Genomic DNA, 14401 nt, shown 5'->3' on the forward strand with positions numbered 1-14401 from the left:
ATCTTTCTCAGTGCGTCGAAGAAGGTTTTATATGCTGCAACCAGCGTTTTTCAGCCTTACGGAACAGGCTAATCAGAACATAAGAGATAATTAAATAGAGCACCGCCGCAATGCCAAACGCGGTAAACGGCTGATAGGTTGCGGAGTTAATATCGCGCGCTATTTTGAGCAGGTCCGGCACCGTCGCGGTAAAGGCGAGCGCAGTCGAGTGCAGCATCAAAATCACTTCGTTACTGTAGGCCGGTAACGCGATACGCAGGGCCGATGGCAGAATGATGCAGCGGTAGAGTTTCACCGACGAGAAGCCGTAGGCCCGGGCTGCTTCAATTTCACCGTAAGGAACAGAACGAATCGCCCCCGCGAAAATCTCCGTGGTGTAGGCGCAGGTGTTGAGCGTCAACGCCAGCACCGTACAGTTCAGACCGCTGCGGAAGAACGCATTCAGCATCTCAGTGCCTTTTACGATCTCAAGCGTGTACATTCCCGAGTAGAACACCAGCAGCTGCACGTACAGCGGCGTACCGCGAAAGATGTAGGTGAACAGCCAGATCGGGAACTGGATAAATTTATTGTTCGAGACGCGGCCAATGGCGAGAAACACCGCCAGAATACCGCCCATTACCACGGAGGAGATCAGCAGCCAGAGCGTAATCGCCACGCCGGTAAAGCGGTAGCCATCTGTCCACAGCAGCGATTTCCAGTATTCCTGAATAATCTCAATCACAGGTCAGCCCTCTTCACACCCACGGAGTAGCGACGCTCCAGCAGAAGCAGCACACCATTGGAGACGGTCGTAAAGACCAGATAAATCACGCCACAGACCACCGCAAAATAGAACGGCTCCCAGGTGCTCTTACCCGCCAGCTGAGTCGCTTTCACGACGTCTTCCAGACCGAGCAGCGAGACCAGCGCTGTCGCTTTGAGGATAACCTGCCAGTTGTTCCCGATGCCCGGCAGCGCGTAGCGCATCATGGCCGGGAACATAATCCGACGAAACGTTTGTGATGAGGTAAAACCAAATGCGGTTGCCGCCTCAATGTGACCTTTCGGCACGGCCATGTAAGCACCGCGGAAGGTTTCAGTGAAGTAGGCGCCGTAGATAAAACCGAGGGTAATAATACCGGCCACCATCGGGTCGATATCAATTTGTCCCATGCCCATCGCGTCAGTAATGCCGTTAAGCGCAATCTGCAGACCGTAAAAGATCAGCAGCATCAGCACCAGATCGGGAACGCCGCGAATGAGCGTGGTGTAGCCTTCAAAGATTAGCGCCAGCGGTTTGTTAGCTGAAAGCTTCGCCCCTGCGCCTGCCAGACCTATCAGCACCGCCAGCACCACGGAGCTGATAGCCAGCTCAAGGGTGACAAGCGCGCCCTGTAAAATAACGCCAGAAAATCCGTACAGCATACCGCGAGCCCTGTCGTATCGTGAGTGGTGGAACCGTGTCTTTTCCCCTCCCGCCGTGGGAGGGGCCGCACGTTATATGACGGGGCGATTAGCCGCCGTAAACATTAAAATCAAAGTATTTTTTCGCCAGCTTGTCGTACGTGCCGTCTGCGCGCATTTCAGCGAACGCCTTGTTCAGCGCCTCACGCAGTTCGTTGTCTTCTTTGCGCAGGCCCATACCGGTGCCCACACCAAACAACTTCACGTCCTTAATAGACGGGCCGCCAAACTTGTAATCTTTACCTACCGGCGTTTTCAGGAAGCCTTCGCTAGCCGCGACTTCATCCTGGAATGCGGCATCAATACGGCCTGCCGTCAGGTCAGCGTAGATATTTTCCTGGCCCTGATAGGAGACAATTTCAATCCCCTTCGGTGCCCAGTGCTCGTTGCCGTAGGTTTCCTGAGTGGTACCCTGCAGCACGCCCACGCGTTTGCCCTTCAGCGATTCCAGCGTTGGCTGAATATCAGACGATTTCGCCACCACCAGACGTGAATCGGCCGCGTAGAGTTTGTCGGTGAAGGCAATCTCCTGCTGGCGTTTTTCAGTGATGGAGAGGGAGGACATGATTACGTCGATTTTTTTCGCTTTCAGGGATGGGATTAGCGCATCCAGCGGGTTCTCAACGTAGGTACACTGTGCTTTGATGCGTTTGCACAGCTCATTGGCCAGATCGATGTCAAAACCGACCAGTTCACCCTTTGAATTCTTCGATTCGAACGGCGCATAGGTAGGGTCGGTACCAATTCGAATTTTCTGCGGAATAGCTGCGAATGCCGCGGTGGCGCTGGAAAAGGCCAGTACCAGTGATAATGACAACACGAGTTTTTTCATATTTGTCCTCAACAAACTGTCTTCATACGGGATTTTTACGACGACGGGGTGGTGCTAATGTGCCATTAATCCCCTCAGTCAGGCAAAGATTAATGCCTTTCCAGCGGGAATTTTTGCATTATTAATGCGTAAGTATGCACACAGCGACCCAATACAGTGCATCAAATGCACCGTATTGGGTCAACCGCTCCCGTAACGCACCTTTCCGGTGCGTCACCGCCAGGTGTTATTCACCGTATACGTTGAAGTCGAAGTATTTCTTCGCCAGTTTGTCGTAAGTACCGTCTTTACGCAGCTCTGCAAAGGCTTTGTCGAAGGCGGCTTTCAGCTCGGTATCATCCTTACGCAGGCCAATCCCGGTGCCGTCGCCAAAGTACTTTTTATCTTTCACCGACGGGCCTGCAAACGCGTAGTCTTTACCCGCAGGCTGCTTCAGGAAGCCTTCGCTCGCAGCGACTTCATCCTGGAATGCCGCATCCAGACGGCCTGCCGCCAGGTCAGAGTAAATCAGATCCTGGTTCTGGTAAGCCACCACGTCTACGCCCTTCTCACGCCAGTTAGCATTGGCATAGCCTTCCTGCGTCGAGCCCTGAAGCACGCCGACATGCTTGCCCTTCAGCGAGTCGATGGTGGGCTTAATCGGGGAGCCTTTAGGCGCAATCAGGCGAGAATCCGCGGCGTAGAGCTTGTCAGAGAAGGCAATCTCCTGCTGGCGTTTTTCAGTGATGGAAAGAGAAGAGATAATGGCGTCGATTTTCTTGGCTTTCAGCGACGGGATTAACGCGTCAAAGTCGCTGCCCACCCATGTGCATTTCACCGCAATGCGTTTGCACATTTCATTACCCAGATCGATATCAAACCCCACGAAATCGCCTTTCGCATCCTTGGAAGAGAATGGCGCGTAGGTTGCGTCTGTACCGATACGAACCGTCTGTGGAAGCGCTGCGTAGCTACCTGCTGCCGCACTTAACCCCACCAGCAAAGACAGAGCCAGAACCGTCTTCTTCATACATTTACCCTCAAGTACCGTGATTTTATTATGTATTGTGTTGTGTGTTGTGTTGCAGGCTTCATCTTGCAGGTCTTATGCCACATTGCCGTCTGGTTAAAACTTCGACGTTAAATATGTTAATAAAACGTTGCGATACTGCCTTAATGGTGAAAGATAGCAGGTCTGCCGAACGAACCGGAGAGAGAAAAAGGGAAAAAACGAATTAAATGTCGAGGATATGATCGCCGTTGCATAATTGCCCTGAAACAGGGCAACGTGTCTTTTCATGCACCGGCTATGTGCACAGATTCAGGCACCCTGCCAGCGGGTGAAGAGATCCTCGGGCAGGTCGATGTCGAACTGATCGAGTACGCGGTTAACGGTCTGGTTGATAATGTCGTCCAGCGTTTGCGGACGATGGTAGAACGCGGGCACCGGCGGCATGATGACAGCCCCCAGCTCAGCAGCCTGCGTCATTAAGCGCAGATGGCCCAGGTGCAGCGGCGTTTCCCGCACGCACAGCACCAGAGGACGCCGCTCCTTCAGCACCACATCCGCCGCACGCGTCACCAGGGTGTCGCTATAGCTGTTCACAATGCCGGAGAGCGTTTTAATTGAACAGGGCAGGATCGCCATGCCGGCGGTTTTAAACGAGCCTGAGGAGATGCTGGCGGCGATATCACGGGCATCGTGAACGATATCCGCAAGCGCCTGAACATCGCGCAGGGTGAGATCGGTTTCCAGAGAGAGGGTCTGCCGCGCCGCCTGGCTCATCACCAGATGGGTTTCGACGTCCGCCACGTTACGCAGAACCTGTAGCAAACGTACGCCGTAAATCGCACCGCTGGCACCGCTGAGCCCAACTATGAGTCGTTTCATGATTTTCGCCCTTACTGATTTCAGGGCAGACTGTGCAGGATTTTGCGGGGAGTTGCAAGTGAGGGCATACGCCCTCACCTGCCGGAACATCAACCTTCGTTGTGCATCTCTAGGCTTTCGAGATCGTTTTGCAGCTGAACGGCTTTGGCGTCGTCGTTGCGCAGCGAATCAAGATAGTCGAGGTACTGCTGGTCAACGTCTTTGGTCACGTAAATGCCGTTGAACACGGAGCATTCAAACTGCTGAATTTCCGGATTCTCGGCACGCACCGCGTCGATGAGATCGTTCAGGTCCTGGAAAATCAGGCCGTCAGCACCGATGATCTGGCGAATTTCATCCACTTCACGGCCATGAGCGATCAGCTCGTTGGCGGTTGGCATATCAATACCGTACACGTTCGGGAAGCGAATCTCCGGCGCAGCAGAGGCCAGATAGACTTTCTTCGCACCCGCTTCGCGTGCCATCTCGATAATCTGCTCAGAGGTGGTACCGCGAACGATGGAGTCATCCACCAGCAGAACATTCTTGTCGCGGAATTCCGCGCGGTTAGCGTTCAGCTTGCGGCGCACGGACTTACGGCGCAGATGCTGCCCCGGCATGATGAAGGTGCGGCCAACGTAGCGGTTCTTCACGAAGCCCTGACGGTATGGCTTATCCAGAATGCGGGCGATCTCCAGCGCGATATCGCAGGAGGTTTCCGGGATAGGAATCACCACGTCGATGTCGAGATCGTCCCACTCGCGGGCAATCTTCTCACCCAGCTTGGTTCCCATGTTCACGCGGGCGCTGTAGACGGAGATCTTATCGATAAACGAGTCCGGACGGGCGAAATAGACGTATTCAAACAGGCACGGGTTGCTGACCGGGTTGTCGGCACACTGGCGGGTAAACAGCTGGCCCTTCTCGGTGATATACACCGCTTCGCCCGGCGCAACGTCGCGCAGGAATTCGAAGCCCAGGGTATCCAGCGCCACGCTTTCAGAGGCAACCATATATTCGGTACGGCCATCGCCGAGGTCGCGCTTGCCGAGCACCAGCGGACGAATGCCGTTTGGATCGCGGAAGGCCACCATGCCGTGACCGATGATCATCGCCACGCAGGCGTACGCGCCGCGGATCTGACGGTTTGTCGCGGCAATCGCGGCAAAAATGTTGTCCGCTTCCAGCGGATAGTGACGGAAGTTATCCAGCTCGCTGGCGAACACGTTGAGCAGGATTTCAGAATCAGAGGTGGTGTTAATGTGGCGACGTTTCTCTTCGAACAGCTTTTTGCGCAGTTCATGCGCGTTGGTCAGGTTGCCGTTATGGGCAAGGGTGATGCCATACGGTGAGTTGACGTAGAAAGGCTGTGCCTCAGAGGCGCTGGAACTGCCAGCGGTAGGATAACGAACGTGACCGATCCCCATATTACCTTGCAGACGCTGCATATGGCGGGCTTCAAACACATCGTTTACCAGGCCATTCGCCTTGCGTAAACGGAAGCAGTTGTTTGCATCAATGGTGATGATACCCGCAGCATCCTGCCCACGGTGCTGAAGCACCGTTAACGCGTCATAAATCGACTGGTTTACCGGCATGAAACCGGCGATACCGACAATACCGCACATTCGTCTTTTCCTCGTTAAGCCACATCTCAGGGTTTATGCCCTGGGCAAAAAACTCGACGAGCTTTGCAGATAGTCAAAGAACCATCTGATGATGAAGCTGAACTCTGGAATGAGCTGCGATTTCTGCCAGTCTTCACTTTTGGAGAACCCGGTAAAGGTATCCAGGAAGAACAGGATCGCGGCCACAATCAGCACGCCTCGCAACGCCCCGAAACAGATCCCGAGTACCCTGTCCGTTCCTGACAGACCGGTTTTCTCGACCAGCTGACCTATCACGTAATTGACGATAGCGCCAACAATCAGCGTCGCGATAAACAGCACCGCGATGGCGATTCCATTTCGGACCAGTTCATCTTCAAAGCCCGTGAACCAGACAGACAGGTAAGTGTAGTAATGACTGGCGACAAAGAAAGCACAACCCCAGGTCACCAGCGATAACGCTTCACGAACAAAGCCACGGATCAGGCTAACCAGACAGGAAAAACCAATCACCGCAATGATGGCGTAATCAATCCAGACCATATGTGTCCCACGATTAAACGCCCTGTCATCCAGTTCGGGGCGAATTCTAACAGAAAAAGAAAACGTTTGCGTAGGGATTTCCTTCCCGCGCGTAAATAAAAAAGGCGCTGAAAAAATGTTCAACGCCGTGGCTTATCGCCTCTCTCTTACAGGAGCAGGTCGTACTTAGTTCGCGCTGTAGCCCATCACCACACCGCTCAGGCCGGAGATCTGCTTCAGCTCACCCAGCGACCCTTTCAGTTTGTCTTTAGACGCTTCTGGCCCCACGAGGATACGGGTAATTTTACCCTGCACCGGCGTGGAAGGTGAAGTGTAAACACGATATCCCGCACTGCGCAGTTTACCCACCACCTCATTCACCTTGTCCGCATTTTTCAGCGCACCGAGCTGCACCACGTAGGCTTTGCCCGTTGGGGCAGCAGCGTCCTGCTGCGTCGGTTTTGCTGGCGGAGGCGTCTCTGACGCTGCGGCGAGCTGTTCTGCCGCTTTATCACGCTGCGGTTTCGGCTGCGGCTTCTCAACCGGCTTCGGTTTTTCAACCGGTTTAGGCTGCTCGACCGGCACAGGATCGATATCGCTGTTGCTCGTGGCCGCCAGGCGAGATGGATCGAGCGACGGTGCGGCGGCATCGCCCGCGCGCACCTCTTCCGCCGCCCCTTCCGGAGGCTGAGCAGGCAGCGCCTGCGTCGCCGCGGGCAGCATATCCGGCTCATCGCGGTCGCCCGGTTTCGGCACCAGCGGAATCGCGGCAAACTCATCCTGATAATGCTTTTTCTGCCCGTCGAGCAGCCCGGGAAGAATAATCACCCCGAGCGCGACCAGCACAATGGTTCCTGTTAAACGGTTCTGAAACTTACTCGCCACCGGTTCTCCCCGCGTCCATCACTTCCATGACATGTGCCACCGTGTGGAATGAACCACACACCAGCACGGTATCTTCTGGTTTAGCCTCCGCCATCGCGGCATGCCAGGCCTGCGCCACGCTACTGTAGATTGCGCCTTTGCCGAGATGTTCCATCAGCTGCTCAGCCGTCGCGCCGCGTGGCCCCTCCAGAGGAGCACAATACCAGCTATCGACCACACTCTCCATGCAGGCCAGCGTCCCGCCGATATCTTTATCATGAAGCATACCGATAACCGCCAGCACGCGCCCGGTTTTTGGTAGCGATTTGAGACGTCCCGCGAGATACGCCGCCGCGTGGGGGTTGTGCGCCACATCCAGAATCAGGCGCGGTGACTCGCTCACAATCTGGAAACGTCCTGGCAGAATCGCGTTTTGTATACCCTCGCGGATCGCCTGTTCGCTGACCATGAGACTGCTGGCGCGCAGTGCCGCCAGCGCGGTTGCCGCGTTTGGCTGCGGGACCTGCGGCAGCGGCAGGTTATCCAGCGCCCCCTGCGCGTCGCTAAAGCGCCAGCCGTTGTCCTGAACCTCATACTGCCAGTCAACGCCGCGGCGCAGCAGCTGTGCGCCCTTTTCGTTCGCCACGTCAGCAATGGTGTGCGGCATGTCCGGCTCGCCCACCACGGCAGGTTTATTTGCCCGGAAAATACCGGCCTTCTCGCGGCCAATGCTTTCACGATCGGGCCCCAGCCAGTCGATATGATCCAGCGCGATGCTGGTCACTACCGCCACGTCTGCATCGACGATATTGGTCGCATCAAGACGTCCGCCAAGACCAACCTCAAGGATCACCACGTCCAGCTGGGCCTGTTTGAACAGCCACAGGGCCGACAGAGTGCCGTATTCAAAATAGGTTAATGAGGTCTCTCCGCGCGCGGCTTCAATTTCCGCGAACGATGCCGTATGCGCCGACTCCGGCAGCTCGCGGTTCTGCACACGAACCCGCTCGGTGTAGCGTACCAGATGTGGCGAGCTGTACACGCCGACCCTGTAGCCCGCCGCCATCAGGACGGATTCCAGCGTGCGGCAGGTGGTACCTTTGCCGTTGGTGCCTGCGACGGTGAACACGAAAGGCGCCGGTTTCAGCACATCAAGACGCGCAGCAACCTGGCTTACGCGCTCAAGCCCCATATCGATGGTTTTACTGTGCAGGTTTTCCAGATAAGAAAGCCACGCGGCCAGGGGCGACGTGGCTTGGGGAATGCTTTTATTTTCCATAATGCCCGGTTGTCATTAACAGATTAGAAAGCAAAAGGGCAGCGCCAACCGGCCCTGCCCTTTTCAGTTATCAGGCCTCGGGTTCCTGATCCGGTACCACCACGCCTTCACGCGGCTCATCCGGGTTCGGCGCTGGCAGATTCATCAGCTTCGCCAGGATGCGCGCCAGCTTCAGGCGCATTTCCGGACGGCGGACGATCATGTCGATGGCGCCTTTCTCAATGAGGAACTCACTGCGCTGGAATCCCGGCGGCAGTTTTTCACGAACGGTCTGCTCGATAACGCGAGGACCCGCAAAGCCGATCAGCGCTTTTGGCTCAGCGACGTTCAGGTCGCCCAGCATCGCGAAGCTCGCGGAGACGCCGCCCATGGTTGGGTCGGTCAGCACGGAGATGTACGGCAGACCGCGCTCCTGCATCTTCGCCAGCGCTGCAGAGGTTTTAGCCATCTGCATCAGGGACATCAGGGCTTCCTGCATACGTGCTCCGCCGGAGGCAGAGAAGCAGATCAGCGGACAGTTGTCTTCCAGCGCCTGCTCAACGGCACGCACGAAGCGCGCACCGACCACGGAGCCCATTGAGCCGCCCATAAAGGAGAACTCAAACGCAGCGGCAACAACCGGCATCCCATGCAGGGTGCCTTTCATGACGACCAGCGCGTCTTTCTCGCCGGTCTCTTTCTGTGCGGAGGCCAGACGATCTTTATATTTTTTGGAGTCGCGGAACTTCAGCACGTCTTTTGGCTCAAGCTCGCTGCCCAGTTCTACCAGAGAACCTTCGTCCAGCAGGCTATGCAGGCGGTTGCGCGCCGACATACGCATATGATGGTCACACTTCGGACACACCTCAAGGTTGCGCTCCAGCTCTGCGCGATACAGAACCTGGCCGCAGCTATCACACTTCGTCCATACCCCTTCAGGAATGCTCGCTTTACGCGTTGGGGTAATGTTGCTTTTAATTCGTTCAATCCAGCTCATTGATAACCTTTCTGCCTGAACCTGGTCGTATGCCAGTTTTGCTATAAGAGGCGAATAATGCCATTTTTGCCTCCAACAGACCATGAATGTTGCACATTAAAACATAACAGCCCGAAACTTTGGATAAAAAAGTGGTCGAACCGCCAGCGTGCATTTACTTCGCTTGCTTTGCCGCCGCACGTTTGTGACGAATGATTTCGATAACGCCCGGCAGTACGGAAAGCACAATAATCGCTACAATCAGTAACTTAAGATTTTCCTGAACCACCGGGAGATCGCCAAACAGGTAACCCGCATAGGTAAACAGCAGTACCCAAAGCAGCGCCCCCACGACGTTATACATGGCAAAATGACGATAGGACATATGTCCCATTCCCGCCACAAACGGTGCAAATGTACGCACAATAGGCACAAAGCGCGCAAGGATAATGGTTTTTCCGCCATGGCGTTCATAAAACGCATGAGTTTTATCTAAATAGCTGCGACGGAAAATTTTTGAATCGGGATTGCTGAACAGCCGCTCACCGAATACGCGTCCAATCGTGTAGTTGACCGCATCACCGACGATGGCGGCAATCACCATCAGCACCACCATAAGATGCACATTCAGATCGTTGGTGGGCAGCGCCGATAAAGCCCCGGCGACAAACAGCAGTGAATCGCCCGGCAGGAACGGCGTGACAACCAGCCCGGTTTCACAGAACAGAATGAGGAACAGAATGGCATAAACCCAGACGCCATACTGCGCGACCAGCTCTGCCAGGTGAACATCAATATGCAGGATGAAATCAATCAAAAAACGAATTACGTCCATATTGTCTAAGCCTTAATTGCACCTTTGTTTAGTCCGCTAAAAACAGCGGCCCCATTGGCGGTTTCGGCAGGTCAAACCGATCCGGATAGTCTACCGAGACCAGATACAGCCCTTCCGCTTTCGCCGTGGCTGCCGCAAGCGTTCTGTCCTTCGCTGCCAGCAGGTCTGCAATCCAGCTCTCCGGCTGGTGTCCGGCACCCACTTCCATCAGGCTGCCCACAATATTCCGCACCATATGATGTACAAAGGCATTGGCTTTGATATCCACCACCACATACGCGCCAAAACGGCTGACGTGAATGTGCATGACATTACGCCACGGCGTGCGGGACTGACACTGCACCGCACGAAACGAGGTAAAGTCATTTTCACCAATCAGACACTGCGCCGCGCGATGCATGCGTTCCGCATCGAGCGGTTCATAAAAATGCGTCACGCCCTGGCTTAACACCGCCGGACGCAGACGCTGGTTGTAGATGACATAACGGTAACGACGCGCGGTGGCGCTGAAACGCGCATGAAAATCATCCGGCACAGCTTTCACCCAACGCACCGCAATGTCACCAGGCAAATTCGCATTTACACCCAGCGTCCAGGCGGCATCCTTACGCACGGCAGTGGTCTCAAAGTGCACCACCTGCCCCGTGCCGTGAACGCCCGCGTCCGTCCGGCCTGCGCACAGGACGTTAATCGGCTCGTTTGCCACCTGAGAGAGCGCTTTCTCCAGTTTCTCCTGGACGCTGCGCACCTCATTCTGACGCTGCCAGCCATAATATTTACTGCCATCGTACTCAATACCGAGGGCAATTTTATGAACCGGCTTTTGTTCCACGTCTGACATCAGTACAGGTACTCCTGCACCAGTTTCTCGGCGATCTTGACCGCCATCAGCGCGCCGCCAAAACGAACGTTGTCGGCAACGGACCAGAACTGAACCTGCTCCGGCATACCGTAGTCGTTACGCACGCAGCCAACGGAAAGATGCGCGCTACCGGTGGCGTCGCCTACCTGCGTCGGGAACTCGCTCTCTTCAGAGAGGACGATGTCTTCCCCGCGGCCAAACGCATCGCGCGCCTCTTCTGCCGCCAGGGGACGCAGCGCTTCAAAGCCGACCATCTGCGCGTGACCGTAGAAGACCGGGGACTGCACGACGCTTGCGGAGATCATCAGGCCATCGTCCTGCAGAATTTTACGCACCTCATCAACGATACGACGCTCTTCGCGCACGGAGCCCTCGCGGTCCGGCAGCAGCGGCAGCATGTTGAACGCCAGCTGGCGGCCAAAGAAATCATCTTCGTCAATCGGGATACCGTTCAGCAGCTTCGCGCTCTGCCCGGCCAGCGCGTCAACGGCCTTTTTGCCGTTTGCGGACGCGGACAGCAGGCTGGTCACGGTAATGCGCGACAGGCCGCCGTCGTCGATCAGCGGTTTCAGGGCGGTCAGCAGCTGGCTGGTCAGGCTGTTCGGTACCGCAATGACGTTACGGTTGCGGTAGTCAGCCAGTACAAACGGGTTCACGTCCGGCACCACCAGCGGCACATCCGGCTCCATGGAGAACAGACCGCTCAGATCGATGACCAGACAGCCTGCGTTGGTCGCCTCTTCAACGTACGCCGCAGTGGCTTCAGCGCCCGCGGCGAAAAACGCCAGCTGCGCCTGCGTCCAGTCGAACGCCGCCGCATCCTGAACCATGACGGATTTATTGTTAAAACGCAGATGCTCACCCGCGCTATCCGTTCGCGCCAGCGCATAGATATCGCCCACCGGGAACTGACGCTCAGCAAGCGTTTCGAGCAGGGCTTCGCCCACGGCACCCGTGGCACCTAAAATGGCAATGTTCCAGCCTTCAGACATGGTGGTTTACTCCAGAAATAAAAAAGCGTCCCTGTCGGAGTATCCGACAGGGAGCATTAAGAAGACATTAATGCGCCGGGTGATGAACGGCGTTAAACCCCAGCTTGTGCAGCAGCGTCGCCGCCGACGCGTCGTCGCACATCACATAGAGGGAAGACCACTCGCGGCGCTCAACGTAGTTCTTGCGCAGCTTATCAAACTCACCCGGGATCCCCGCCACTTTACGCAGCAGCGCATCATCGCGGCGCACATCATACACCAAATGCACCAGCCTTTTCAGCGTTGCCTGATCGAGCGGGCCGTGAAGGGTAATGCGGCCAAATTCAGGCGCGGGGAGTAAGGTATCCAGCGCCACCTGCTGCGGATGGCCGATAAAGGCGCTGTAGGCTTCGAAGACCTGCGTCGTACCGCGGGCTTTCCCTTCGAGGGTATAACCAGCGATATGCGCCGTGCCCACATCAACCTTATTTAGCAGTTCAACGTTGAGGTCCGGCTCCGGCTCCCAGACGTCCAGCACCACGCTGAGGTTTTGTCCTTCGTTTAGACACGTCAGCAGCGCGGCGTTATCGACTACCGGACCACGGCAGGCATTTATCAGAATAGTGCCAGCCTTCAGACGGCGAATTAACGCCTCATCGGCCAGATGCAGAGACTTATATGGCCCCTCTTTAAACAGCGGCGTGTGGAACGTCAGCACGTCGCACTGTTCAACCAGCTCGTCCAGCGAACGGAAATCCCCGTCATCGCCGTTGTCTTTGCGCGGCGGATCGCACAGCAACGTGCGGATCCCTAACGCTTCCAGGCGCTTTTGCAGGCGTCCGCCGACGTTACCCACGCCGACAATCCCCACGGTGCGGTCTTTCAGCGCAAACCCGTCGCGCTCGGCCAGCATCAGCAGCGAGGAGAAAACGTATTCCACGACGGCAATCGCGTTACAGCCCGGCGCGGCGGAGAAACCGATTCCGGCCTGCTTCAGCCATTTATCATCCACATGATCGGTCCCTGCCGTTGCGGTCCCAACGAACTTAATCGCCTTACCGGCGAGCAACGCCTCATTTACTTTGGTCACCGAGCGCACCATCAGGGCGTCGGCATCGTCCAGTTCGTTGACCGGGATCGGGCGACCAGGAACAGCCTTAACGTTACCCAGGCGGCTAAACAGCTCACGGGCGTAAGGCATATTTTCATCAACGAGGATTTTCACGTCTGAGTACCTGTTTGAGAGGAAGAAAACCTGCCAAGTGTGCCATAATCTGGCCGCCAGGCATATACGTCTGCCAGGTTTACGCTGAGTTTTGACTTTAAGGATTTTTGACGATGCAGCCCATTTCAGGTACGCCGCCACGCCCTCCGGGTGAAGGCCCTGTCACGCCAAACGTTGCCGGTGAACAACCGCTATCCACGCAACAGCGCACCGTGCTGGAGCGACTGATCACGCGCCTGATTGCGCTGACTTCGCAGCAAAACGCGGAAGTCTGGGCCGGGGTGAAGCATGATTTAGGCGTGAGGAACGACGCACCGCTGCAGTCGCGTCATTTCCCCGCTGCCGAGCAAAATCTGAACCAGCGTATTACGACCGCGCAGCAGAACCACACCACGCGCCAGATTGTTTCTCAGCTGACGGAGCTGCTGGGCCAGGGAAATAACCGCCAGGCTGTGAGTGATTTTATTCGCCAGCAGTATGGTCAGACCGCGCTGGGCCAGCTTACGCCCGACCAGCTCAAAACCGTGCTGACGCTGCTGCAGAACAATGAGCTGTCGATTCCGCAGCCGCAGGTGCGCCCGGCGACCGAGCGTCCGCTGCTGCCCGCCGAGCACAATACGCTCAAGCAGATGGTGACGAAGCTGGCCGCGGCCACCGGCGAGCCGACGAAGCTTATCTGGCAATCCATGCTGGAACTGTCGGGCGTGAAGGCAGGCGAGCTGATCCCGGCCAAACAGTTTACCCATCTGGTGACCTGGCTCCAGGCACGCCAGACGCTCAGCACCCAGAGCGCCCCTACCCTGCATACTGTGCAGGCCGCACTGAAACAGCCGCTTGAGCCACACGAGTTCGAGGTGATTCGGGATTATGCCCAGCAGAACTGGCAGGCCACGCCGCAAACGGTACTGACTACCGCGCAGGTGCAGGATCTGCTCAACCAGATCTTCGTTCGCCGCGCCGAGCGCGAAGGCGGCGTACCGGAGGTGAGAAATATTCAGCCGATCTACAGCCCGCTGTTTGCGCCGGTCGTGGAGACCTTCAGAACACTTTCTGCGCGTCCGGGATTGATGTTTATTGCATTACTGATTGCGCTGGCGATTTTCTGGCTGGTTGCCTGATATTTTGCCCGGTGGCGCTGCGCTTACCTAGCCTAC

15 protein-coding genes are annotated in these 14401 nt (G+C 56.3%); 1 reads left to right on the forward strand and 14 read right to left on the reverse strand.

The genetic code is table 11. The features are described from left to right. Positions 1-7 precede the first annotated feature (7 nt). The 14 genes from AA74_RS0115585 to pdxB form a co-directional block, all read right to left on the reverse strand. Entirely contained in the window at positions 8-724 is a 717-nt protein-coding gene (locus AA74_RS0115585) for an ABC transporter permease (RefSeq protein WP_025912738.1), read from the reverse strand. Then, complete coding sequence (locus AA74_RS0115590) at positions 721-1407, reverse strand: histidine ABC transporter permease HisQ (protein WP_008502591.1); 687 nt, start codon at positions 1405-1407, stop codon at positions 721-723. The genes AA74_RS0115585 and AA74_RS0115590 overlap by 4 nt, the downstream gene beginning before the upstream one ends. Before the next feature lie 88 nt (positions 1408-1495). Then, positions 1496-2278 (reverse strand): histidine ABC transporter substrate-binding protein HisJ, encoded by a 783-nt coding sequence (gene hisJ / locus AA74_RS0115595; RefSeq protein WP_008502592.1) that lies wholly within the window; start codon positions 2276-2278, stop codon positions 1496-1498. Between the two features lie 226 nt (positions 2279-2504). Then, positions 2505-3287 carry a lysine/arginine/ornithine ABC transporter substrate-binding protein ArgT gene (gene argT / locus AA74_RS0115600; RefSeq protein ID WP_008502593.1) on the reverse strand — a complete coding sequence of 261 codons (783 nt, stop codon included), beginning with the start codon at positions 3285-3287 and terminating at the stop codon, positions 2505-2507. 291 nt (positions 3288-3578) lie between these two features. Further along, positions 3579-4148, reverse strand: coding sequence for a UbiX family flavin prenyltransferase (locus AA74_RS0115605; RefSeq protein WP_025912739.1), 570 nt, complete (start codon positions 4146-4148; stop codon positions 3579-3581). An 89-nt stretch (positions 4149-4237) separates the two neighbouring features. Continuing rightward, complete coding sequence (purF, locus tag AA74_RS0115610) at positions 4238-5755, reverse strand: amidophosphoribosyltransferase (protein ID WP_021241570.1); 1518 nt, start codon at positions 5753-5755, stop codon at positions 4238-4240. A gap of 33 nt (positions 5756-5788) precedes the next feature. Beyond that, complete coding sequence (gene cvpA, locus AA74_RS0115615; RefSeq protein WP_000262116.1) at positions 5789-6277, reverse strand: colicin V production protein; 489 nt, start codon at positions 6275-6277, stop codon at positions 5789-5791. A 165-nt stretch (positions 6278-6442) separates the two neighbouring features. Then, complete coding sequence (gene dedD, locus AA74_RS0115620; RefSeq protein WP_008502596.1) at positions 6443-7141, reverse strand: cell division protein DedD; 699 nt, start codon at positions 7139-7141, stop codon at positions 6443-6445. After that, entirely contained in the window at positions 7131-8399 is a 1269-nt protein-coding gene (folC, locus tag AA74_RS0115625; RefSeq protein WP_023344599.1) for a bifunctional tetrahydrofolate synthase/dihydrofolate synthase, read from the reverse strand. The genes dedD and folC overlap by 11 nt, the downstream gene beginning before the upstream one ends. Before the next feature lie 70 nt (positions 8400-8469). Then, entirely contained in the window at positions 8470-9375 is a 906-nt protein-coding gene (gene accD, locus AA74_RS0115630; RefSeq protein ID WP_008502598.1) for an acetyl-CoA carboxylase, carboxyltransferase subunit beta, read from the reverse strand. 154 nt (positions 9376-9529) lie between these two features. Beyond that, complete coding sequence (locus AA74_RS0115635) at positions 9530-10189, reverse strand: DedA family protein (protein WP_008502599.1); 660 nt, start codon at positions 10187-10189, stop codon at positions 9530-9532. 28 nt (positions 10190-10217) lie between these two features. Next, positions 10218-11030 (reverse strand): tRNA pseudouridine(38-40) synthase TruA, encoded by an 813-nt coding sequence (gene truA, locus AA74_RS0115640; protein WP_021241572.1) that lies wholly within the window; start codon positions 11028-11030, stop codon positions 10218-10220. Then, positions 11030-12043: an aspartate-semialdehyde dehydrogenase gene (locus AA74_RS0115645; RefSeq protein WP_023325776.1), complete on the reverse strand. Its 1014-nt coding sequence runs from the start codon at positions 12041-12043 to the stop codon at positions 11030-11032. Before AA74_RS0115645 ends, truA begins: the two co-directional genes overlap by 1 nt. 67 nt (positions 12044-12110) lie before the next feature. Next, complete coding sequence (gene pdxB, locus AA74_RS0115650; RefSeq protein ID WP_025912740.1) at positions 12111-13247, reverse strand: 4-phosphoerythronate dehydrogenase PdxB; 1137 nt, start codon at positions 13245-13247, stop codon at positions 12111-12113. A gap of 113 nt (positions 13248-13360) precedes the next feature. Here pdxB and flk point away from each other — a divergent pair, with 113 nt between their 5' ends. Beyond that, the gene (flk, locus tag AA74_RS0115655) at positions 13361-14365 is read left to right on the forward strand and encodes a flagella biosynthesis regulator Flk (RefSeq protein WP_008502603.1); all 1005 of its coding nucleotides are present in this window, start codon (positions 13361-13363) and stop codon (positions 14363-14365) included. Positions 14366-14401: the final 36 nt, after the last annotated feature.

It is taken from the genome of Enterobacter sp. 5-4 (assembly GCF_000612205.1).
Classification (GTDB): Bacteria; Pseudomonadota; Gammaproteobacteria; order Enterobacterales; family Enterobacteriaceae; genus Enterobacter; species Enterobacter roggenkampii.

What these genes read in the sequence shown, in the direction of transcription:
- AA74_RS0115590 (WP_008502591.1), bottom strand. Translation starts at nt 1,407, where the DNA reads ATGCTGTACGGATTTTCTGGCGTTATTTTACAGGGCGCGCTTGTCACC.
- hisJ (WP_008502592.1), bottom strand. Translation starts at nt 2,278, where the DNA reads ATGAAAAAACTCGTGTTGTCATTATCACTGGTACTGGCCTTTTCCAGC.
- argT (WP_008502593.1), bottom strand. Translation starts at nt 3,287, where the DNA reads ATGAAGAAGACGGTTCTGGCTCTGTCTTTGCTGGTGGGGTTAAGTGCG.
- AA74_RS0115605 (WP_025912739.1), bottom strand. Translation starts at nt 4,148, where the DNA reads ATGAAACGACTCATAGTTGGGCTCAGCGGTGCCAGCGGTGCGATTTAC.
- purF (WP_021241570.1), bottom strand. Translation starts at nt 5,755, where the DNA reads ATGTGCGGTATTGTCGGTATCGCCGGTTTCATGCCGGTAAACCAGTCG.
- cvpA (WP_000262116.1), bottom strand. Translation starts at nt 6,277, where the DNA reads ATGGTCTGGATTGATTACGCCATCATTGCGGTGATTGGTTTTTCCTGT.
- folC (WP_023344599.1), bottom strand. Translation starts at nt 8,399, where the DNA reads ATGGAAAATAAAAGCATTCCCCAAGCCACGTCGCCCCTGGCCGCGTGG.
- accD (WP_008502598.1), bottom strand. Translation starts at nt 9,375, where the DNA reads ATGAGCTGGATTGAACGAATTAAAAGCAACATTACCCCAACGCGTAAA.
- AA74_RS0115635 (WP_008502599.1), bottom strand. Translation starts at nt 10,189, where the DNA reads ATGGACGTAATTCGTTTTTTGATTGATTTCATCCTGCATATTGATGTT.
- truA (WP_021241572.1), bottom strand. Translation starts at nt 11,030, where the DNA reads ATGTCAGACGTGGAACAAAAGCCGGTTCATAAAATTGCCCTCGGTATT.
- AA74_RS0115645 (WP_023325776.1), bottom strand. Translation starts at nt 12,043, where the DNA reads ATGTCTGAAGGCTGGAACATTGCCATTTTAGGTGCCACGGGTGCCGTG.
- flk (WP_008502603.1), top strand. Translation starts at nt 13,361, where the DNA reads ATGCAGCCCATTTCAGGTACGCCGCCACGCCCTCCGGGTGAAGGCCCT.